The sequence below is a fragment of the Actinacidiphila yeochonensis CN732 genome, from assembly GCF_000745345.1.
Taxonomy (GTDB): Bacteria; Actinomycetota; Actinomycetes; order Streptomycetales; family Streptomycetaceae; genus Actinacidiphila; species Actinacidiphila yeochonensis.
The window spans coordinates 82,005-102,553 of sequence record NZ_JQNR01000003.1 but is presented as its reverse complement, the minus strand read 5'-3'; the positions used below and the strand labels follow the sequence as shown (position 1 = coordinate 102,553).

The following is a 20,549-nucleotide window of genomic DNA, read 5'->3' as shown; positions in this document are numbered from 1 at the left end:
AGTCCAGTTCTTGAGACGATGCGGTCGTTGACAGGCATGCGGGTCCTAGTAGGCATGCAGGGCGGTGAGGATCAGGTCGATGACCTTGATCCCGGCGAACGGGACGACCAGCCCTCCGAGGCCGTAGATCAGGACGTTGCGGCGCAGGATCGCCGTCGCGCTGGACGGCCGGAACCGCACACCGCGCAGGGCCAGCGGGATCAGCGCGATGATCACCAGCGCGTTGAAGATGACCGCGGACAGCACCGCCGACGTCGGGCTGTGCAGGTGCATCACGTTGTACGAGCGCAGCTGCGGGAACGTCGTGAGGAACAGCGCGGGGATGATGGCGAAGTACTTCGCGACGTCGTTGGCGATCGAGAAGGTCGTCAGGGCACCCCGGGTGATCAGCAGTTGCTTGCCGATCTCGACGATCTCGATGAGCTTCGTCGGGTTGGAGTCGAGGTCGACCATGTTGCCGGCCTCCTTCGCGGCGGTGGTGCCGGTGTTCATCGCCACACCGACGTCCGCCTGGGCCAGCGCGGGGGCGTCGTTGGTGCCGTCGCCGGTCATCGCGACCAGCTTCCCGCCGTCCTGCTCGGCCTTGATCAGCTCCAGCTTCCGGTCCGGGGTCGCCTCGGCCAGGTAGTCGTCGACCCCGGCCTCCTGCGCGATCGCGGCGGCGGTGAGCGGGTTGTCGCCGGTGATCATCACCGTGCGGATGCCGATGGCGCGCAGCTCGGCGAACCGCTCGGCGATGCCCTGCTTGACGACGTCCTTCAGCTCGATCACGCCCAGCACCCGCCGGCCGTCGGCGACGACCAGGGGGGTCGCACCGGCCATGGCGACCCGCTCGACGATGGGGTCCAGCTCGGACGGGTTGGTGCCGCCCTGCTCGACGACCCAGCGCTTGACCGCCTCGGCGGCGCCCTTGCGGATGCTCCGGTCACCGGTGTCCAGGCCCGACATGCGGGTGGTCGCGCTGAACGGGACGAACGTGTAGGACTGGCCCATCTCGCGCTCGCGCAGTCCGCAGCGCTCCTTCGCCAGGACGACGATCGAGCGTCCCTCCGGCGTCTCGTCGGCCAGCGAGGCCAGTTGCGCGGCCTCGGCGAGGTCCTCCTCGCTGTACTCACCGACCGGGTGGAAGGCCGAGGCCATCCGGTTGCCGAGGGTGATGGTGCCGGTCTTGTCCAGCAGCAGGGTCTGCACGTCGCCGGCGGCCTCGACCGCGCGGCCGCTCATCGCGAGCACGTTGCGCTGGACCAGCCGGTCCATGCCGGCGATGCCGATCGCGGACAGCAGCGCCCCGATCGTCGTCGGGATCAGGCAGACCAGCAGCGCCACCAGGACGACCACCGACACCCGGGCCCCGAAGAAGCTCGACATCGGCTGCAGCGTGACCACGACCGGGATGAAGATGATCGTGAGCGCGGCCAGCAGGATCGCCAGCGCGGTCTCGTTCGGCGTCTTCTGCCGCTTGGCGCCCTCGACCAGACGGATCATCCGGTCCAGGAACGTCTGCCCCGGCTCGGCGGTGATGCGCACCACGATCCGGTCCGACAGCACCCGCGTGCCACCGGTGACCGCGGAGCGGTCGCCGCCGGACTCGCGGACCACCGGCGCGGACTCGCCGGTGATCGCCGACTCGTCGACGGAGGCGACACCCTCGATGATCTCGCCGTCGGAGGGGATCACGTCCCCGGTCTCGCACACCACGAGGTCACCGGAGCTCAGGTCCGCCGCGGCGACCCGCTGCTCGGTGCCGTCGGCCGACAGCCGGCGGGCGTCGGTCTCGGTGCGGGTGCGGCGCAGCGCGTCCGCCTGCGCCTTGCCGCGGCCCTCGGCCATCGCCTCGGCGAAGTTGGCGAACAGCACCGTCAGTGCCAGCCACACCGTCACCAGCCAGGTGAACACGCTGGGGTGCGCTATCGCCTCGACCAGCGTGACCACGGTGCCGATCAGCACCACGAACATGACCGGGTTCTTGATCTGTACCCGCGGGTCGAGCTTGCGGACGGAGTCCACCGTCGCCTGCCGCAGGATCTGCGGGTCGAAGAGGCTGCGGCGGTTCACCACGCCCCGCGGCCCGTCGGGTGCACCGGGCCCCGCGTCCGGCGTCTCCAGGACATGAGCGTCCGACATCACAGCATTCCTTTCCACACGCGCGTTGGGCGCGGTGACAGGGGGTTCACGCATTCAGCACACATCGGAGTCACGTCCATCAGAAGAGCCCGTGGCTGACCTGCTCGACCAGCGGCCCGAGGGCCAGGGCCGGGAAGAACGTCAGCGCGCCCAGGATCAGGATCACGGCGATGAGCAGGCCCACGAACATCGGCTTGTCGGTCCGGAAGGTGCCGAGGCCGGAGGCGACGGGCTTCTTCGCGGCCAGCGCGCCGGCCAGCGCGAGCACCGGGATGATCATCCCGAACCGGCCCAGCAGCAGACCGATCGTGCCGGTGATGTTGTAGAAGGGGGTGTTGGCGCTGATACCGCCGAACCCGGAGCCGTTGTTGTTGGTCTGCGAGGTGTAGGCGTACAGGATCTCGGAGAACCCGTGCGGCCCGGAGTTGAGCGGCCCGGCCCGGCCGGCGCTGATGGCGGCGGCGATCGCGGTCAGCACCAGCACCGTGATCGGCATGACCAGGACCCCCAGGGCGGCGAGTTTCACCTCCCTGGCCTGGATCTTCTTGCCCAGGTACTCCGGGGTCCGGCCGACCATCAGGCCGCCGATGAACACCGTGATCACCGCGAACAGCAGGATTCCGTACAGGCCGGTGCCGACGCCGCCGGGGCTGACCTCGCCGAGCATCATGCCGGTCATCAGCGCGAACCCGCCGATCGGCGTGTACGAGTCGGCCGCGGAGTCCACCGAACCCGTCGAGGTCTGCGTCGACGTCACGTCGTAGAGCGCCGAGGACGGCACCCCGAACCGGGTCTCCTTGCCCTCCAGGTTGCCGGTGTGGCTGTCGTCCACGCTCACCGACGCCATCACCGGGTTGCCCTGGTGCTCGGCCACCGTGGCCATCGTCACCCAGCCGGCGAACAGCACCGTCATGACGGCCAGGATCGCCAGGCCCTGGCGGGTGCTGAACACCATCTTGCCGAAGACGTAGGTGAACGCGACCGGTATGCACAGGATCAGCAGGACCGACATCAGGTTCGTCAGGCCCGTCGGGTTCTCCAACGGGTTGGCGCCGTTGGCGTTGAAGAACCCGCCGCCGTTGGTGCCGAGCTGCTTGATGACCTCCTGCGAGGCCATCGGGCCGCGGCCCAGGACCTGGGTGACGCCGTTCAGCGTGTCGTGGATCGACGCCGAGCCGGCCAGCGTCTGCACCGCGCCCTGCCCCATGAACACGATCGCGGCCACGAAGGCGATCGGCAGCAGCACGTAGATCGTGCCGCGGACGAAGTCCACCCAGAAGTTGCCGATGGTGGACGAGCCCTTGCGGGCGAAACCGCGCACCAGCGCGACCGCCACCGCCATACCGACCGAGGCGGACAGGAAGTTCTGCACCGCCAGCGAGCCCATCTGCGACAGATAGGACATCGTCGTCTCACCGGAGTACGACTGCCAGTTCGTGTTCGTCACGAACGACACCGACGTGTTCCACGCCGTGTCCGCGCGCACCGCGCCGAATCCCTGCGGATTGAAGGGCAGGTGCTTCTGCAGCCGGAAGATGCCGTAGGTGATCAGCAGCGCCACGGCGGTGAATCCGATCACCGACGCCGCGTACCGCTGCCACGTCTGCTCCGACTCCGGCTCCACCTTCAGCGCGCGGTAGATCGGCCGTTCGAGCCACTTCAACCAGCGGGAGCGGCCCTCGTAGACCGCCACCATGTACGAGCCGAGGTAGCGCCAGCACAACCCCAGCACAACGACCATCACGACGATGGTCCATGCGAACGCCATCAGAAACGCTCCGCTTTGAACAGCGCCACGCCCAGATAGACGAACATGACGATCGACAGAATCAACAGCAACGCGTCAGTCGCGCTCACACCCGCTCCAAGCACCAGATCAGGCCCAACATTGAGGCCACGAATCCGACAATCCCGATGACAACCCATGCATCAGCCACGCACGCAGCCTCGCCCCGGGCCCGGTGGCGGCGGAGTGAACGCGGTGGCCACGGGGGTGGAGAAACGGTGAACGGGGTGCGGGACCGCCGGGCGGGCACCTGACCGGGGCCGGCCGCCGACGGCCCCGGCGGGAGGTGTGGCGGCTGGTCCGCGGGGGTGTGGTGGGGGCCTGCGGGGCGGTGGAGTGCGGTGGAGCCGGGGTGCGGTGGCGTTCCGTCGGATGGTGGAGCGGGGGTGGAGCGGTGGTGGAGCCGGGGCGGGCGGGAGCCCCCGGAACGCCGCGATGGCGGGCGCCGGTCCGGCACCCGCCCGCCCCAACGCAGCGGCCGCCGGGTGTTCGCCGCCCGTACGGCCACCGTGCGCGCGGTGTTGGAGTACGGGCCGCATCGTTCTCACCGGCGTCCGGCCCGCCGGCCGGACGCGTCGAGCCGACGAAAGGCACTCACTGTGCGTGTCCACCTCTCGCCGACCGTCCGCGGTACCACCCTCGCCGCCGCCGCCGCCCTGCTGCTGGCCGCCCTCGGCACCGGCGGCCCGGCCCACGCGGCCAGCTACGGCACTCCGAAGATCAAGCTGTCCGCGTCGTACCTGTCCGGCGCGGTCGGCGCGACCGGGGACCCGGTGGTGACCGCGACCATCAGCCAGAGCGGCGCCGACGCCTCCGACCTCACCGTCACCGCCACCAAGAGCAGCAAGTCCGCGGTGGCCGGCACCGGCGACCTCGCCGCCACCGGCACCGGCGGCACCCGCACCCTCGCGGTGACCGCGCACGCCCAGGGCTACACCGACCTGACCGTCCAGGTGGCCGGGCTCGGCGGCAAGACCGCCACCACCACGCTGCACTACGCGGCCTCGCCCGCCGTGCAGTTCTCCGCGGACGCCCGCTACCTGACCGGAGCCAGCGACGCCTCGGCCGCGGTCGACGTCGGCGGCGGGTACGTCGTCGTGGCCAACGACGAGGACAACACCCTGCGCCTGTACGACGGTTCGGCCTCCGGCGCGCCGGTGAAGACCTGGGACCTGGACGACGCGCTCGACGCCGACAAGGAGGTCGACATCGAGGCCGGCACCCGCGTCGGCGACACGATCTACTGGACCGGCTCCCTGGGCAACAACAAGGACGGCGAGTACAAGTCCGACCGCAACACCGTCTTCACCACCACCGTCTCCGGCAGCGGCGCGGCCACCTCGCTCACCTTCGGCAAGGCCTACCGCAAGCTCCGTGACGACCTGGTGGCCTGGGACGAGGACAACGGCGACCGGTTCGGCTTCAAGGCCGGCACCGCCGACGGCCAGATCCCCAAGGAGATCAACGGGTTCAACGTCGAGGGCCTGGAGTTCGCGCCCGGTTCCACCTCCACCGCCTACCTCGGCTTCCGCGCCCCGCTGGTGCCGCCGAAGAGCGGCGGCAAGGCGCTGATCGTGCCCGTCACCAACATGGACAAGGTCGTCACCGGCTCGCACGCGACCTTCGGCACCCCGATCGAGCTGGACCTCGGCGGGCTGTCCGTGCGCGACATCCGCAAGAACGCGGCCGGCCAGTACCTGATCCTGGCCGGCTCCTGGGCCGCCGACGACAACAGCGACCCGTACGCGCTGTACTCCTGGGACGGCGCCGCCGCCGACGCCCCGGTGAAGGTGCTCGACCTGCCGACCTCCGACGCCGGCGCCTGGGAGTCCATCGTCGCCGTGCCCGACCTCACCCAGCCCGGGGCGCGGGTCCAGCTCATCACCGACGACGGCGACGCCGACCTCTACGGCGACGGCACGCAGGCCAAGGACCTGGACCACCCCGAGTGGCAGAAGTCCCGCACCACCTGGTTCACGCTGAACTGACCCGACGTCAGGTGTGCGGGGAGGGTGCGGGGCCGGAGAACGGACCCGCACCCTCACCGCGTTCAGGGCCTTCACGGTGATCCAGGCGTGCCAGGCGTGCCAGGCGTGCCAGGCGTTCCGGCGTTCCAGGGCGTTGACGCGGCCGGAGTGAACTTGCGAAAATTCCCGCAACTTCGGTGACCTCGACCCAGGAGGCAGTCCCATGGCCAGCGACGGCGGCACCCCGGCTCCCGCGTCCGACCGCGAACGGATGCGCGCGCACGTCCTGGAACTGGCGGAGCCCCTGGTGCGCCACGCCCACCACGACGGCGCCCGGTTCACCCTCGGCGTCAACGCGGCCCACCACGACGACGCCTCCGCCGACCTGGAGGGCTACGCCCGCCCGCTGTGGGGTCTGGCCCCGCTCGGCGCCGGCGGCGGGGACTTCGCGCACTGGGAGCTGTGGGCCCGCGGCCTGGCGGCCGGCACCGACCCCGCCCACCCCGGCTACTGGGGCCCCATCCGCGGCATCGACCAGCGCCAGGTGGAGACCGCGGCCCTCGGCTTCGCCCTCGCCCTGGTCCCGGAGCGCCTCTGGGACCCGCTCAGCGGCGCCGAACGCGACCGGGTCGGCCGCTGGCTCGCCTCCTCCCTGGACCAGCCCACTCCGGCCAACAACTGGAACTTCTTCCCCGTCATGGTCAGCCTCGGCCTGGACCGGGTCGGCTTCGCCCACGACCGCGACGCCCGCCACGCCCGCCTGGACCGGCTGGAGAGGTACGCCCTGGGCGACGGCTGGTACGCCGACGGCCCCACCGAGCAGCGCGACTACTACATCCCCTGGGCCATGCACTACTACGGCCTGATCTACGCCGCCCTGGCCGGCGACGAGGACCCCGAGCGGGCCGAACGGTTCCGGGAGCGGGCCGCCCGCTTCGCCCTGGACTTCCGCCACTGGTTCGCCGACGACGGCTCGGCCGTCCCCTTCGGCCGCAGCCTCACCTACCGCTACGCCCAGGGCGCGTTCTGGGGCGCCCTGCCGTACGCCGGGGCCGACGCGCTCCCGCACGGCGAGACCAGGGGCCTGCTGCTGCGCCACCTCGACTGGTGGCGCGGGCGGGAGCCGCGGTACGCGTCCGACGGCCTGCTCAGCATCGGCTACGCCTACCCGCAGCCCCAACTGGCCGAGCAGTACAACGGTCCGGGCTCCCCGTACTGGGCGATGAAGGCGTTCCTGCCACTGGCGCTGCCCGCCGGCCACCCGTTCTGGACCGAGCCCGAGCAGGCCGCGGCGCCGCTGCCCGAGGTGTCCGCCCAGCCGCACGCGGGCGCCGCACTCATGCGGACCGGCGGCGACGTGGTGATGCTCAGCGGCCGGCAGCGCGGCACCTGGGCGCGCGGCGGCGCGGCGAAGTACGGCAAGTTCGCCTACTCCACCCGCTTCGGGTTCAGCCTGCCGGCCGGCGACCTCGGCCTGGTGCACGGCGCGTACGACTCGATGCTGGCGCTCAGCGACGACCCCGAGGGCACCGAGCCGACGCACTTCCGGGTCCGCGAGGGCGGCGAGCAGCCGGGCTCGGCGGGCTCTGTGGGGGCGGCGGACGCGGCGCGGGCGGGTGCCGAGGCCGGCACGGCGGTACTGGCCGACGGGACCGTCCGCAGCACCTGGCACCCCTGGCCGGACGTCGAGGTCACCACCTGGCTGACCCCGGCCGCGCCCTGGCACCTGCGCACCCACCGCATCCGCACCGCCCGGCCGCTGTTCACCGCGGAGGGCGGGTTCGCCGTCGACCGCGACGGCGGCCTCGCCCGGTCCGAGGCCGGTGCCGGCAGCGCGCTCGCGGTCTCCGCCGCCGGCGACCTCAGCGGCCTGCTCGACCTCGGCAGCGCCCCGGCGGATGTTCCGGCGGACGGTTCCGTGAACGGTTCCGTGAACGGTTCCGTGCACGGGGTGGATACGGCGCACGGTCCGGCCGGCGCCGGCCGCGAGGGCGAGGTGCTCCAACTGCTCCCGGGAACCAACGTGCTGGCCCGGCGCACCGTGCTGCCCGTGCTCACCCGCCGGCTGGAACCGGGCGAGCACGTGCTGCGCTGCGCCGTCCTGGGCGCCGGGCCGGACCTCGCCGCCGCCTGGGACCAGCCGCCGGCGCCGCCCGCCACCGGGTTCTGACCGCCACCGGGTTCTGACCGCCGCGGGGCCGGGCGGGCGGCCCCCTCGCAGGTCCCGGCGGCCCCCGGCGGCCCCCGACGGCCCTGGCCAGACGGCCAGGGCGCCGGGTCGGGCCGCCGGATCGTATAGCGTGAAACCATGACTGACACCCGCAGCGGCGCCGCCGGCGTCGGCCTCGCCACCATCGCCGACGACGGCACCGTCCTCGACACCTGGTACCCGGCCCCGGAGCTGACCGACGCCCCCGGGCCGGCCGGTACCGAGCGGCTGACCGCGGAGCAGGCCGCCGAGCTGCTGGGCGCGGCCGCCCCCAAGGCGCTGGGCCCCGACCCCCGCCGGGGCGTCGAGGTGGTGGCGGTGCGCACGGCCATCGCCTCCCTGGACGACAAGCCGCTCGACGCGCACGACGCCTACCTGCGGCTGCACCTGCTCAGCCACTGCCTGGTGCGGCCCAACGAGCAGAACCTGGACGGCCTGTTCGGGGTGCTCGCCAACGTCGCCTGGACCTCCCTGGGCCCCGTGCCGGTGGCGGGCCTGGAGGCCGCGCGGCTCGCCGCCCGCGCCGACGGCCTGCACCTGAGTGTCTTCGGCGTGGACAAGTTCCCCCGGATGACCGACTACGTGGCCCCCGCCGGCGTCCGCATCGCCGATGCCGGCCGGGTCCGGCTGGGCGCCCACCTGGCGGCCGGCACCACCGTCATGCACGAGGGCTTCTGCAACTTCAACGCCGGCACCCTGGGCACGTCCATGGTGGAGGGCCGCATCTCGCAGGGCGTCGTCATCGGCGACGGCTCCGACGTCGGCGGCGGCGCCTCGATCATGGGCACCCTCTCCGGCGGCGGCACCCAGCGGGTGTCGGTCGGCGAGCGCTGCCTGCTGGGCGCCGAGTCCGGCCTGGGCATCGCCCTCGGCGACGACTGCGTCGTCGAGGCCGGCCTCTACGTCACCGCGGGCACCCGCGTCACCCTGCCCGACGGCAAGATCGTCAAGGCCGTCGAGCTGTCCGGCGTCGGCAACATCCTCTTCCGCCGCAACTCCACCACCGGCACGGTCGAGGTCCTGCCCCGCACCGGCTCCTGGGGCGGCCTCAACGAGGCCCTGCACAGCCACAACTGACCTCGCGTCACCCTCGGCTCCACCCCCGCCCCGGCCGCGCCCCCGCGTGTCCGGGGGCGGCGCACGTCCCGGCGCCGGTCGTCCGGGCACGTCAGGGGGGCGCGGCCCGAGCCGATGTGGTGTCAGCCGGTGAACCGGAGCGCGACCGCGGGCGCCCGAGCCACCGCACCGCTTCCGCGCACCGTCTCCGCGTGGGCCGGGAGGGGGACGGCGGGGGTGGCGGGTGCGATGCTGGAGGGTGGGCGGCGGCGGGCCTTGAGGGGGCGGACTCATGGGCGTACTCGACGCGTTGCGGGCCGCGGAGGACGGCTACGGGTACCTGGACGAGGGCGGGCACGTCTACCTGGACCACACCGGAGCAGGACTGCCGGCCCGGGCGCAGGTGCGGGCGCACGCCGAGCGGGTCACCGCCGGGTGCTTCGGGAACCCGCACTCGGCCAGCCCCGCCTCGGAGGCGTCCGGGACACTGGTGGAGCGGGCCCGCCGGCGGGTGCTGGAGCACTTCGGCGCCGATCCGGCGGAGTACGCGGCGGTGTTCACCGCGAACGCGACGGCCGCCTGCCGGCTGGTCGGCGAGTCCTACCCGTTCGGCCCCGGCGCCCGCCTGGTGCTCGCCCTGGACAACCACAACTCCGTCAACGGCCTGCGGGAGTACGCCCGGGCGCGCGGCGCCGGCACCGTGTACGTGCCGTTGACCTCGCCCGGCCTGGCCCTGGACTGCGGCACCCGTTGGAGTGGATCGGGCGGGCCCGGACGGCCGGCTGGGACGTCCTGCTGGACGCCGCCGCGTTCGTCCCCGCGAACCCCCTGGACCTCGGCGCGGTCCACCCGGACTTCGTCGCCGTCAGCTGGTACAAGGTCTTCGGCTACCCCACCGGGGTCGGCTGCCTGGTCGCCCGCCGTGAGGCACTGGCCCTGCTGCGCCGTCCCTGGTTCTCCGGCGGCACCATCCGGATGGCCAGCGCGCGCGGCCAGTGGCACACCATGGCCGAGGGCGAGGCGGCGTTCGAGGACGGCACGGTCAACTACCTCTCCATCCCCGACGTGGAGACCGGCCTGGACTGGGTCGGCGCGGTCGGCATGCCCGAGATCCACCGCCACGTCACCGCCCTCACCGGACGGCTGCTGGCCGGGCTCGCCGCGCTGCGGCACTCCGACGGCAGCCCGCTGGCCCGGGTGTACGGACCGGCCGGCACCGGCGGGCGCGGCGGCACGGTCGCCCTCAACCTCCTCGACGCGGCCGGGCGGGTGGTCGACGAGCGGCTGGTCGCCCGGGACAGCGCGGCCCGCGGCATCTCCCTGCGGACCGGCTGCTTCTGCAACCCGGGCACCGGCGAGGCCGCCTTCGCCGTGGAGCGGGCGGTGCTGGACGGCGCGGCGCGCACCGCGTCCGGCACGATCGACGAGTACCTCGAAGAACTCGGCCTGCCCTCCGGCGGCGCGGTGCGCGTCTCGCTCGGACTCTCCTCGAACCGGGCGGACGTCGACGCGTTCCTGGCCTTCGCCGCGGAGACCTACCGCGACGTCGTGCCGGACACCCGCGACCTCAGCCCCCGGCGCGCCTGCTGACGCGCCCGCTGGCAAGCCCGCTGCCGTGCCTGGTCGTGCCGGTCGGGCCGGTTGGGCCCGCTGACGCCGGGCTTCCGCGGGCGGACCTCGACGTCAATATCGACCTGGGGAATTGGGTCGCGCGTACGGGTGAATTATGTGCGGTGCCGCCGGTGGCGGCGGGCGGGCAGGGGTGGAGGTGCGCGGAGCGGCCCGCGCAGGCAATACGCTGGCCCGGCACCAGGCGAGGGCCGACACCCGCACCCGGGGCGGCCCGCCCGAAGGTCCGTGGCGCGGCGTCGCACCCGTACCCTCGCCACCTCAGCCGAATGGGAGCCCGCCCGATGCCCGCACGTCCCCTCGTCCTGCCGCCCGTCCGGCTCCTGTCCCCGGACGAGCTGGCCCGGCACGCGCTGGCCGCGCCGCTGCTCCACCGGGCGCTGCGGCTGGTGCGCTGGGCCGGCGAGGAGCGCCCGGTGGACGGCTTCGGGGACCTGCCGGAGGACGAACTCGCGGCCGCCGCGGCCGAGCTGGGCCTCGACGGCGAGGAGGGGCTGGACGAGACGGCGTACGCGTGGGCCGTCGCCGCGGAGACCGCCCTGCTGGCGCTGGAGATCCCCGAGGAGGCGCGGGAGGCGTCGCCGGCGGGCGTGCCTGTCGGCCGGGCGGTGCCCGGGGAGGCGTATCGTCGGCTCGACGGCGCGGCGCTGGCCGTCGCGGAGCCCGCCGACGGGGGCGCCGTGGACCCGCACGAGGTGCTGGACCTGTGGCTGGAGACCGCGGAGAGCGCCCTGGCCGACGCGACCCTCCCCGGGGGCCCGCTCGCCGCCGGTGAGGACGACGCGCTGTCCGGGGTGTCCGAAGGGGTCGCGGAGGCCGAGGACGAGCTCTACGACGACGACGCCGCGCTCGACGAGGCGGAGGAGAACGGCGAGCTGCTGGACGCCGCCATGGTGAACCTCTACGCCTTCACCGCCCTGGGCGGCGGCAGTTGGGGCGCGGACGGCGGGACGGAGCAGGGCGCGGCGTCGGAGGAGGACGCGGCGCCGGAGGAGGTGCCGGACGGCGGCGGCGCCCCCGTACCGCTGCCGGTGCTGGCCGCCTCCCTCGTCGCCCCGGAGGACGCCGGGCAGCCGAGCGAGGAGATGCTCGACGAGGTCACCGAGGTGATCTTCCGGCTGGACGGCCTCTTCCACCTGCTGGCCTCCACCGGCCTGCTGGAGTACCAGCCGCTGGACGAGGCGCTGATCGAGGAGGTCGACGGGGAGGGCGACGAGCAGGCCCCCGGCTGGGACGCCGCGGCGGCCTCGGCGGCCGGTGCGGACGACCTGACGGCGGACGAGCTGGCCCGCTACGGCACCGTCCGGCTCACCCCGCTGGGCCTGTACGGGCTGCGGGAGCGGATGCTGGAGGCCGGCGCGCACGTCCCGGTGCTGGGCGACCTCGCCGACGCCCCCGCCGCCGATCTGCTCGACGCGCTGCCCGGCTACCCGGCGCCGGCGCTGCGGGCCGAGGCGGGCGGCTGGGTCGAGGGGCGCGAACCGGTGGCCGCCGCGCGGGAGCTGCTGGCCGCCAGCGTGGGCGCCGACCCGGAAGGGCCCGGTCGCCGGCTCGCCTGCCGTACGGTGCTGGACCTGCTCGGTCCCGCCGCGGAGCCCGCCGTCCGCGAGGTGCTGGACGAGCCTGAGCTGGCCGGCCTCGCCTGGACCTGGCTCAGGCGTTTCGGTGCGGCCGACCTGCCGGCGCCCTCGCCCGAGGCGGCCCGGTGGCTGGCCGTGGACGTGCTGGCGGCCTGCCTGCACGCCGACGAGGACCCGGAGGACCTGGCCGAAGTGGTCGTCGAGACCGTGGCCGCCGACGACGGCTTCGCCGAGGACGCGTGGCGGGTCGGCCACCCGGCCACGGCCGTCGTCCTGGAGGCGGTCGGCCGCCTCCACCCGGACCGCGGTGTCGCCAAGCAGGCCCGCAAGGCCGCGTTCAAGGCCCGCTCCCGGCAGAGCGCGGCGGGCTGACCGGCGGCCGGCTGACCAGTCGGCTTCGGGTGGCGGGTGGCGGGTGGCGGGTGGCTCCGGGGCGCCGGTGGCCGCCCGTGCCACCCCGTCAGGCCGGCGCCGGGGCATCGGCGAGGTCCGCGAAGGTCGCGGGCCGCCGCAGCGGAAGCGGCGTGGGCGGGCCTGACGGAGTGGCGCGGGCGTATGCGGTCACGCTGGACGACCGCTGATCACGCCCGATCGTGCCGCGCGGCCGATGGGTCGTCCCGGGCGCCGGTCCCACGGGCGGGTCGGCGGGTCGGCGGTCAGCGCAGGCCGGCGAAGAGGTCGTTCTCGGGTACGGCCGCGCCGGTGGAGTCCTGGACGCGTACGAAGGTCTCCGTGCCCATCAACTCGCCGAACCTCTCCTTGCCCATCTTGAGGAAGAAGATGTTCTCGCCCTGGCTGGCGTGCGCCGCCAGCGCGTCGAACTTCTGACCGCTGAACGCGGTGGCGTCCACCCACGTGGTGATCTCGTCGTCGGGGAGGCCGATCTCGGCCATCGCGGCGGCCTCGGCGGGATCCGGCTCCGGCATGTCCTCGTGGAACTCGCGCAGGACCTCGCCGAACCGCTGCATCATCGAGCGGGGCGCCGTCGTCCAGTACACCTTCGGCGTCAGCTCGGTCATCTCCAGCGCCGCCATGGTGATGCGGTGGGCCTGGATGTGGTCGGGGTGGCCGTAGAAGCCGTTCTGGTCGTAGGTGACGACCACGTCGGGCCGGTAGTGCCGCATGAGGTCCGCGAGCCGGGCGGCCCCTTCCTCCACGGGGGTCTGCCAGAACGCCCCGGGGGCGTCGTTGCTCGGCCAGCCCGTCATCCCGGAGTCCGCGTAGTCCAGCATCTCCAGGTCGCTGATCTTCAGGACCTCGCAGCTCGCTTCGAGTTCCTGACGGCGAAGCCGGGCGACGGCCGCCGGGTCGTGCCCGGGATCGCCCGGCTTGGCGCCTCCGGGTCCGTCACCGCAACCGCCGTCGGTACACGTCACGAGAACCGTGCGGATGCCCTCCGCGGCGTACCGTGCGAGGACCCCTCCGGTCCCGGTGGCCTCGTCGTCGGGGTGGGCGTGTACTGCCATGAGCGTCAGGGGCCGGTCGGCCATGGAAGAGTCCTCCTGCAGAGATACGTCGTGGTCCGCGTGTGCGCCGGGTGTACCGCGTCCGGGGGCCCGGTCCTGGTGGGGCGGACGACCCCGTGGTCTCCGTGTTCCCCGCCGTGCGGCGCCGGTCCCCCGGTCGATGCAACCGCGCCGGCCGGACCACCTGTTCCCGGCGCGCCGTCTGGCCCTCTTCCGTCCGGCACCGGCCGTGGGATTCCGACACCGAATGTGCGACCCTACACGTCGCCCGCTCGCCGGACGGCGGCACGCGGCCGGGACCGTCCGGCCCCGCCGGGCCGGTGCGGATCGCGGCGCACCGGCGGCCTGAGGCGACGGGCGGCGCGGGCGGTGCTCGTTCCCCAGCCCCGGGCCCGGACGCGGGCGGAGGCGCGTCCGCGGCGACCGTGCCGGCGACCGTGCCGGCGGCGGTCCGCGGCGGTCCGCGGCGGTCCTCAGGGTCCGCACTCGGCGACCAGCGGGGTGTTTCCCGCGACCCGGTCCGGAGCGACATCCGGCTTGCCAGCCGCCTTGCAGAGACCCGTGCGCTGACCAAGGTCCTTGTCGCTCTCGACCAGGTCAGTGTCCACGAGGACGGGCGTTTCCGCGCCGTTCGCGAGGCCCGGGACCGCGGCATCAGATCGCACGGCTCCGAGCCAAGAGCGGACCGGCTTCCGCGATTCCCGCGGATCGTCCGACCGAGTCCTCGACCTCGGACGCTGCGCGAGCGCTGAGTGCACGCCCGACCCGGCAACAGCAGGTCCACCGCGAGGAGGTGGCAAGGCTCCGCAAGGCTCTGGAGGTCGCGCAGGGCGAGGATCTCGCTCTGCGGTGGGCGCTCGCCCGGTACGCGTGACGGGCACTGGCCGGTGACGCCTGATAGCAGACAAACGGCACCGGCCAGTTCCCTTCTAACCGATGCCGGTGACGCTGAGAGCCGTTGTCCAGTTCGCTTTGATCGCGGTGCGGGCAGCGTTGAGGGTGATGGTGCCCTTGCACACCGCGTTCTTCAGTTTCGTCTCCACACCGTCCTTGGTGGTGGAGTTCTTGGTGCCGGAGTGCGGCTCGGGCCACAGGTTGTTCGGGTCCCGCGGTGATCCGCCGAGTTCGAGGGGGATCTGGTGGTCTTCCTCGTAGTCGGACATGTTCGTGTCGCTGTAGCCGTAGTCGATGATCCCCTGTGCTTTGAGCGCGTTGGTGTAGGAGGTGGGCGGGCGGACGGTCGCCGTCCAGCCGGACACGCAGATCGTGGAGCCGATCGTCGACTGGGTGACGGCAGAGTTGTACACACCGGGCGTACACGACGGGTCCGGCAGCGGGAGGTAGGACTGGGAGCAGGTGGCGGCCTGCGCGGTTCCGGCGCTGACGCCGAGGACGAGGCCGCTCACCGCCAGGGTGAGAGCGGAACCGGTGGCGGCCGATATTCGGGTGATGGAGCGCATGAGGGTCTCCCGGCATGACAGGCTCGACGGGAGTCGCCGAGGTCGTGTCCATGACACCCTGTGCATGCGCTACGCGGGTAGATGGGAGACGGTGAATTCGTTGTGATCGCAGGATTTCCGACGGGTCAATGCACCGTGCGGGGCCTTTGCCGGTAGCACCGGCCGTCCAACGGGCGAGACGGGTGGCGTTCGTCGGCGGCCGGCCGCCTCAGGTGTCGCCCAAGAGCGCCTCGATGGTCGCCCGCGTGGTGGGAAGGCCGGCGTCCTGGAACCAGGACGCCGTGAGGCGGCCGAAGCGCCAGACCACGTCGCGGTCGACGAGCGCTCGCAGGTACTGGTGCTGGGCGTCGGTCAGTTCGCGGTCCCCTCTGTAGCCGTGGGGAAGGCCGCGGCGAGGAGCGGGCCCCAGTCGTGCGCGGCGGTGAGGTTGCTGGACAGCGGTACCGAGGCCAGCGCGGCAGGAAGCAGTTCCTCGAAGCTGGTGCGTTCGATGGCCGCGGACAGGAGAGCGGCGCGGAAGGGACCTTCGACGTACGGCAGGGGCTCGCTGAACCACGAATCCACGTCTGCGGGCTCGCACAGCGCCCGGAGGATCTCCCGCGTTGCCTCGGCGTCTCCGGCGCAGGCGGAGGCCAGTGCCGCGCAGGCGCGGACCGCGGCGTCGGAGTCCGTGAGCAGATCACGGGTGTCCTGGCCCCAGGCGCCTATGGTCACCGCGATGGCGGCACGCTCGCGACGTTCAGTGGCGTCGGCGAGCGCCCCACGCAGGAGTCCGGTGGCTTCGCCGATCCTGTCCGCGAGTTCGGGGGCCTCGAAGAGCGCGGTCGTCGCCCCTAGGGCGGCCTCGCGGACATCGGGGTCCGGGCTCTGCAGATGCCTGGAAGCGGCCTCGTAAAGAGTCGTGCGGATGGCGCGGACGTCGACGGTGGCACCGGGCTCGTTGCGGTCCTCGGCCTGGTCTGTTTCGCCGTGGGCGGCCGAGTCCGCCATGGGGCGAGGGTCAGCTCACGGACGCACTCCAGCCGGCTCCGGCCGCGACGTGCAAGGCGCCCTGGTGCAGGTCGAGACTGCAGGAGGCAGTGGGCTTCCCCACCTGGACGAGCGGGCCGGGGCCCTGGAACGCATCGGTGCTAAGGCGGAAGGCATCCGGATCGGCACAGTCGACGGTACGCAGTCGCCAGGGCGCTGAAGAGTTGTCGTTGGTGCGCGGCGGCAGGGCGAGTTGGAGCTGCGCGGCGGCCGGACGCTCTGTCTGGTAGTCGGTGTGCGCCGCCGTCCAGGCGGCCAAGACGAGAGCTGCCTGCGAAGGCGTACCGGACACGGGCGAACCGTCGGTGAGGGAGGCAGGTGTTCGTTCGGGGGGCCGGGATGTCTCGATGATGTCGGGGCGGCCTGCGCGTCCCCTGAGGACGGCGGCGAACCAGCGGGTGATGTCCGGACCGCCTTGGTCGGCCCAGGCTCGGATCACGTCCTGGAAGGCCGCCTCACGGCGACGGGCGCCGCGTTGCGACCCGGCGGCCAGGATCGCTTCACCGGCTCCTGAGAAGGCTCGGCACAGCTTCAGCACGGGGACGTGATCCGCGCGGTGGGCGTAGCGCACCGAGCGGAGTTCCAGCATGGCGTGGTGCAGAAGTGCGGCGGCAGCGTGCGCGCCGGGGCCCAGGTCTCCGCCGGGTGGCCGACGCGGACGGCTCGACGGGCTGGTACGGGGAAGGGTGACCGCGTCCGCGCGTCGACCGGCAGTCGACAGGTGCCATGAACGGTCGTCCAGGCGATACTCACCACCGGCGGCGCGGAGCAGACCGCCCGGGCCCAGGGAGATTCCGATCTCCCGCACTCCGGCGTCCAGGATTGCTCCCCGCGTATCGGAAAGGCTGAAGGCGATGTCGGTGACGCCATCCAGCCACACGTCCAGCAGGGCGGGCGGCGCGTGCTCACCGACAGCGAACTTGCGGTCAGCGACCAGTTGGAGAAAGGCGGTAAGGCGAGTTCCGGCACGCTCTACCCGCAGGCTGCGGACGGACGCCGACGCCAGAGCGTAGTCAGGGGCCAGCTCATCCACGCTCTGCCGTGTGAGCCGGCATTGCGGTGCTATGACGTGTCCGCGGTAGTCGCGGCCTGGCGTGTGCGGCTTGGCCGGCGGTAGGAGCGCTTCGATGTCGTACCCGGCAATCGCGGCCTGCTCGGTCATCCATCCGTGCCGCCGCTCGCCGAGATCGGCCATCCACTCCAGCACGGTTGTCGCCCGTCGCTCACGTTCACCGGAGCTGCACGTGCTTGCGGCCCAGAACAGCGGAAACAGGTTGTTGTCCCACACATCCGATGCCGCGCGGATCGCCTCCCGGTTGAACCGGCGGACGTCTGCCGCAGCCTCTGCCATCTGTTCCACCGAGCGGTCCAGCAGCGCCGCCAGCGCAGACATGGCCGATGCAGGACTCGCGGGGAGGCGCGGCACGCCGGACGGTTGAGGGGGAGTCATGACCACGTCGTGATCGTCGCACAGCTTGAGGTGCGGTCATGAAGAACATGAAGAAAGCGTCAGCGGTAAGCCGCTGACGCTATGAGCTGTTTGCGTCCACACTCGTAGCGTCGCGGCTACGGATACGAGGTGGTCGATGTCGAACGTCGACGGGTTGGTGGTGGTCGCGCCGTCGTAGGCGCTGGTCCAACTGCCGGAGGTGGCTTTTGCGGGTGCTGTCGTGACGACGCTTGAGCCGTCCCGCTTGATGACGCACTCGCGGGTGTCGCACGTTCCGGAGATGGTGATCCAGGTGGGGAAGAGGCCCCGGTCGTAGGTGGAGGCGTGCGTCTCGGCGGTGGCCGTCATGGCCGAGAGGTAGCTGCGGGCCGTGGAGGCCGCGATCGGCGTCGGCAGCGCGGCCTGGGCGGTGCCGCTGCTCAGGAGCAGGGCGGTGTCACCAGCGTGCCCGCGCAGGGGCCGCGCAGCGCGTGGACCGGCGGACCGATGCCCTCAGGGGCGCGGGGCCTTCTCGCCGTGCACGGCCGTGTACTCCGCCGCGAGCCACGGGCCCAGGTCGTTGAGGAACATGTCGAGTACGGCCGGGTCGGCCGAGGGCGTGCGGCCGGTGGCGGCGGCGGCCCGCATCTGCGTGACGCGCTCGGGGTAGTGGCGGCCGAAGAGTTCGGCAGACTCGCCGAGGTGGCTGGTCCAGCCGCCCCAGCGCGGCATGACGAGGGTGAACCCGGTGCGGACGAGCCGGCGGCCGACGCCTCGGCTCAGCACCTCGCGTTCGCGGTCCGTGGCGGCGGTGGCCGCCCGGGTGCGCCAGCCCGGGAGGGCGAGGGCGAGGTCGCCGTTGGTCTCCCGGGCGAGCAGGGGGGTGGGGCGGTAGGCGGGAAGCCGTTCGGCGAGGTCCTCGCCCAGCAGCGGCGTGCACAGGCAGGCGACGAAGAACCCGAGATCGTGCCGTTCGAGGTCGCTGAGCAGCGTGCGCGCGCCGAACACGAGGACGCCGACGCCGTCGACCTGGGGGAAAGCGCGGTCGAGCGCGGCTTCGAGGGCCCCGGCGGCGGCCCGGTCGGCCGCGGTGGGTTCGTCGGCGAGGGCGAGCATGAGGTCCAGGTCGGAGGCGCCGGGGACCGCGGTGCCGCGCGGGACGCTGCCGTAGAGGTAGGCGCTGTGCAGCCGGGCGCCGAACTCCCCCTCGATCCGGGCACGGGCGGCGTCGACGACCGGGGCGAACGCCGCCGGCACGCGGTCCAGCGCGCCCTCGCGTGCGATCGTCCCGTCCGGTGCCAGCCCTTTGCCGTTCATGGGACCACTCTGCCTCGTGCCCTGATCCCTGCCGAGCGGTTTTCCCGGCGGGGTGGGCGGCTGCGGCGGCGGGGCTTTGCCTACGGCGTCGGCGAGGGGAAGGCGACGCCGCCGGAACCGGCCGGCCGGCCCGGGAGGGGCCGACCGGCCGTCGGGTGAGGGCCTCCGGATCGGCGGGGTGCCGAGGTGCCGAGGCCGGGTCAGAGCGCCGCTGCGGCGGGCTCCACCATGGCGCGGGCGGTCTTGCCGTCGAGGAAGCTGCCCAGCGCGGTCATCTCCCACTCGCCGGAGTACTGCTTGACGAGCTTCGCCATCAGCACCCCCGTGCGGCGCTCGCCGTGGGTGAGGTCGAAGCGGACCAGCTCCTCGCCGGTGTCCCCGGCGATCAGGCGGCAGTACGCCTTGGCGATCTTGTTGAAGGTCTGGCCCGAGTAGGAGTTGACGGTGAAGACCAGGCCGGTGGCGTTCGCCGGGAGGGAGCCGAGGTCGATGGTGATCACCTCGTCGTCACCCGCGCCCGCGCCGGTCAGGTTGTCGCCGGAGTGCTGCACGGCACCGTTCAGGATGGACAGCTTGCCGAAGTAGCAGGTGGCGACGTGCTCCCGCTGCGGACCGTAGACCAGCACGGACGCGTCCAGGTCCACATCCCGGCTGAGGAACGACGGCTCCCAGCCCAGCCCCATCCGCACCACCGACAGCACCGGCCGGCCCGCCTTGACCAGGGAGACCGACTCGTTCTTGCGCAGCGAGACACGACCCTTGTCCAGGTTGACCTTTCCGGACGCGGCCGGAGCGGAGGGGGCGGCGGGCGCGGCCGGCGGCGGCAGGTGGGTGGCCGCGGGCCGGACGGCGGCGGCGCGGTGGGCGGCACGGCGGGGGAGTGGCCGGGGGAGCGGGCGGTGCGGCGGGCTGCTGGGCCGCCGGGGCGGACTGCGGCTCCTCGACGCTCACCCCGAAGTCGGTGGCGATGCCGGCCAGCCCGTTCGCGTACCCCTGGCCCACGGCGCGCACCTTCCAGCCGGCGCCGCGCCGGTAGACCTCGACGACCACCAGGGCGGTCTCGGAGCTGAGGCCGGTCGGAGAGAAGGTGGCGAGGACGGAGCCGTCGTCCAGCCCGCGCACGGTGGCGGTGGGCGTGGTGCCGGCGAACGCCCCGCCGCCGTCGATGCTGGCCGTCACGACGATCTTGTCGATCCCGGCGGGCACCGCCGAGGTGTCGACCTCGATCGCGTCCGGCGCGCTGCCGCCGCCCGAGCGGTAGGTGACCCCGGGGCCCTGCGGCTGGTTGTAGAAGACGAAGTCGTCGTCCGAGCGCACCTTGCCGCTCTCGGTCAGCAGCAGGCCCGAGACGTCCAGCCGCACGGGTGCGGTGACGTCCACCGCCACACGGGAGACGGGCAGGGGCACGTTCGAGCCAGGCGTCATTGCGGTCATAACGCTGGAAACGAAATACCCGCCCCGGCGGTTCCGCAACCGGGCCGGACGGCGAGGGCCCCG

Annotated in this window: 14 protein-coding genes and 1 pseudogene; 5 read left to right on the top strand and 10 right to left on the bottom strand. The window is 73.0% G+C overall.

Annotated features, from left to right (window positions below; genetic code table 11):
* Positions 1-45: 45 nt before the first annotated feature.
* The 3 genes from kdpB to BS72_RS36245 form a co-directional block, all read right to left on the bottom strand.
* Positions 46-2,124, bottom strand: coding sequence for a potassium-transporting ATPase subunit KdpB (gene kdpB, locus BS72_RS02170; RefSeq protein WP_037905929.1), 2,079 nt, complete (start codon positions 2,122-2,124; stop codon positions 46-48).
* A 79-nt stretch (positions 2,125-2,203) separates the two neighbouring features.
* Positions 2,204-3,892: a potassium-transporting ATPase subunit KdpA gene (kdpA, locus tag BS72_RS02165; RefSeq protein ID WP_037905927.1), complete on the bottom strand. Its 1,689-nt coding sequence runs from the start codon at positions 3,890-3,892 to the stop codon at positions 2,204-2,206.
* Positions 3,892-3,981 (bottom strand): potassium-transporting ATPase subunit F, encoded by a 90-nt coding sequence (locus BS72_RS36245; RefSeq protein WP_157856132.1) that lies wholly within the window; start codon positions 3,979-3,981, stop codon positions 3,892-3,894. Before BS72_RS36245 ends, kdpA begins: the two co-directional genes overlap by 1 nt.
* A 528-nt stretch (positions 3,982-4,509) precedes the next feature.
* On the opposite strand from BS72_RS36245, the gene BS72_RS02160 reads away from it, so the two are divergent.
* The 5 genes from BS72_RS02160 to BS72_RS02140 all read left to right on the top strand — a co-directional run bounded on the left by BS72_RS02160 (position 4,510) and on the right by BS72_RS02140 (position 12,723).
* Complete coding sequence (locus tag BS72_RS02160) at positions 4,510-5,898, top strand: DUF3616 domain-containing protein (protein WP_037905924.1); 1,389 nt, start codon at positions 4,510-4,512, stop codon at positions 5,896-5,898.
* A gap of 202 nt (positions 5,899-6,100) precedes the next feature.
* Positions 6,101-8,047, top strand: coding sequence for a DUF2264 domain-containing protein (locus tag BS72_RS02155; protein ID WP_232792186.1), 1,947 nt, complete (start codon positions 6,101-6,103; stop codon positions 8,045-8,047).
* Positions 8,048-8,185: 138 nt separating this feature from the next.
* Positions 8,186-9,163, top strand: coding sequence for a 2,3,4,5-tetrahydropyridine-2,6-dicarboxylate N-succinyltransferase (dapD, locus tag BS72_RS02150; protein ID WP_037905922.1), 978 nt, complete (start codon positions 8,186-8,188; stop codon positions 9,161-9,163).
* Between the two features lie 729 nt (positions 9,164-9,892).
* On the top strand, positions 9,893-10,732 hold the full coding sequence (locus tag BS72_RS37645; protein WP_232792185.1) for an aminotransferase class V-fold PLP-dependent enzyme: 840 nt from the start codon (positions 9,893-9,895) through the stop codon (positions 10,730-10,732).
* Positions 10,733-11,055: 323 nt separating this feature from the next.
* The gene (locus tag BS72_RS02140) at positions 11,056-12,723 is read left to right on the top strand and encodes a hypothetical protein (protein WP_037905921.1); all 1,668 of its coding nucleotides are present in this window, start codon (positions 11,056-11,058) and stop codon (positions 12,721-12,723) included.
* A 284-nt stretch (positions 12,724-13,007) separates the two neighbouring features.
* Here the strand turns inward: BS72_RS02140 and BS72_RS02135 are convergent, their stop codons facing one another.
* The 7 genes and pseudogenes from BS72_RS02135 to BS72_RS02110 form a co-directional block, all read right to left on the bottom strand.
* The gene (locus BS72_RS02135; RefSeq protein ID WP_037905918.1) at positions 13,008-13,841 is read right to left on the bottom strand and encodes a PIG-L family deacetylase; all 834 of its coding nucleotides are present in this window, start codon (positions 13,839-13,841) and stop codon (positions 13,008-13,010) included.
* Between the two features lie 905 nt (positions 13,842-14,746).
* Positions 14,747-15,277 (bottom strand): hypothetical protein, encoded by a 531-nt coding sequence (locus BS72_RS02130; RefSeq protein WP_037905916.1) that lies wholly within the window; start codon positions 15,275-15,277, stop codon positions 14,747-14,749.
* A 351-nt stretch (positions 15,278-15,628) separates the two neighbouring features.
* Complete coding sequence (locus BS72_RS02125) at positions 15,629-16,267, bottom strand: hypothetical protein (RefSeq protein WP_051950556.1); 639 nt, start codon at positions 16,265-16,267, stop codon at positions 15,629-15,631.
* Between the two features lie 10 nt (positions 16,268-16,277).
* Complete coding sequence (locus BS72_RS02120; protein WP_051950552.1) at positions 16,278-17,699, bottom strand: hypothetical protein; 1,422 nt, start codon at positions 17,697-17,699, stop codon at positions 16,278-16,280.
* Positions 17,700-17,792: 93 nt separating this feature from the next.
* Positions 17,793-18,104: an SPRY domain-containing protein gene (locus tag BS72_RS33515; RefSeq protein WP_198545735.1), complete on the bottom strand. Its 312-nt coding sequence runs from the start codon at positions 18,102-18,104 to the stop codon at positions 17,793-17,795.
* 144 nt (positions 18,105-18,248) lie between these two features.
* Complete coding sequence (locus tag BS72_RS02115) at positions 18,249-19,052, bottom strand: nucleotidyltransferase domain-containing protein (protein ID WP_037905914.1); 804 nt, start codon at positions 19,050-19,052, stop codon at positions 18,249-18,251.
* Positions 19,053-19,252: 200 nt separating this feature from the next.
* A pseudogene (locus BS72_RS02110) lies at positions 19,253-20,477 on the bottom strand (TerD family protein).
* Positions 20,478-20,549 lie beyond the last annotated feature (72 nt).

What these genes read in the sequence shown, in the direction of transcription:
- kdpB (WP_037905929.1), bottom strand. Translation starts at nt 2,124, where the DNA reads ATGTCGGACGCTCATGTCCTGGAGACGCCGGACGCGGGGCCCGGTGCA.
- kdpA (WP_037905927.1), bottom strand. Translation starts at nt 3,892, where the DNA reads ATGGCGTTCGCATGGACCATCGTCGTGATGGTCGTTGTGCTGGGGTTG.
- BS72_RS02155 (WP_232792186.1), top strand. Translation starts at nt 6,101, where the DNA reads ATGGCCAGCGACGGCGGCACCCCGGCTCCCGCGTCCGACCGCGAACGG.
- dapD (WP_037905922.1), top strand. Translation starts at nt 8,186, where the DNA reads ATGACTGACACCCGCAGCGGCGCCGCCGGCGTCGGCCTCGCCACCATC.
- BS72_RS02140 (WP_037905921.1), top strand. Translation starts at nt 11,056, where the DNA reads ATGCCCGCACGTCCCCTCGTCCTGCCGCCCGTCCGGCTCCTGTCCCCG.
- BS72_RS02135 (WP_037905918.1), bottom strand. Translation starts at nt 13,841, where the DNA reads ATGGCCGACCGGCCCCTGACGCTCATGGCAGTACACGCCCACCCCGAC.
- BS72_RS02130 (WP_037905916.1), bottom strand. Translation starts at nt 15,277, where the DNA reads ATGCGCTCCATCACCCGAATATCGGCCGCCACCGGTTCCGCTCTCACC.
- BS72_RS02125 (WP_051950556.1), bottom strand. Translation starts at nt 16,267, where the DNA reads ATGGCGGACTCGGCCGCCCACGGCGAAACAGACCAGGCCGAGGACCGC.
- BS72_RS02120 (WP_051950552.1), bottom strand. Translation starts at nt 17,699, where the DNA reads ATGTCTGCGCTGGCGGCGCTGCTGGACCGCTCGGTGGAACAGATGGCA.
- BS72_RS33515 (WP_198545735.1), bottom strand. Translation starts at nt 18,104, where the DNA reads ATGACGGCCACCGCCGAGACGCACGCCTCCACCTACGACCGGGGCCTC.
- BS72_RS02115 (WP_037905914.1), bottom strand. Translation starts at nt 19,052, where the DNA reads ATGAACGGCAAAGGGCTGGCACCGGACGGGACGATCGCACGCGAGGGC.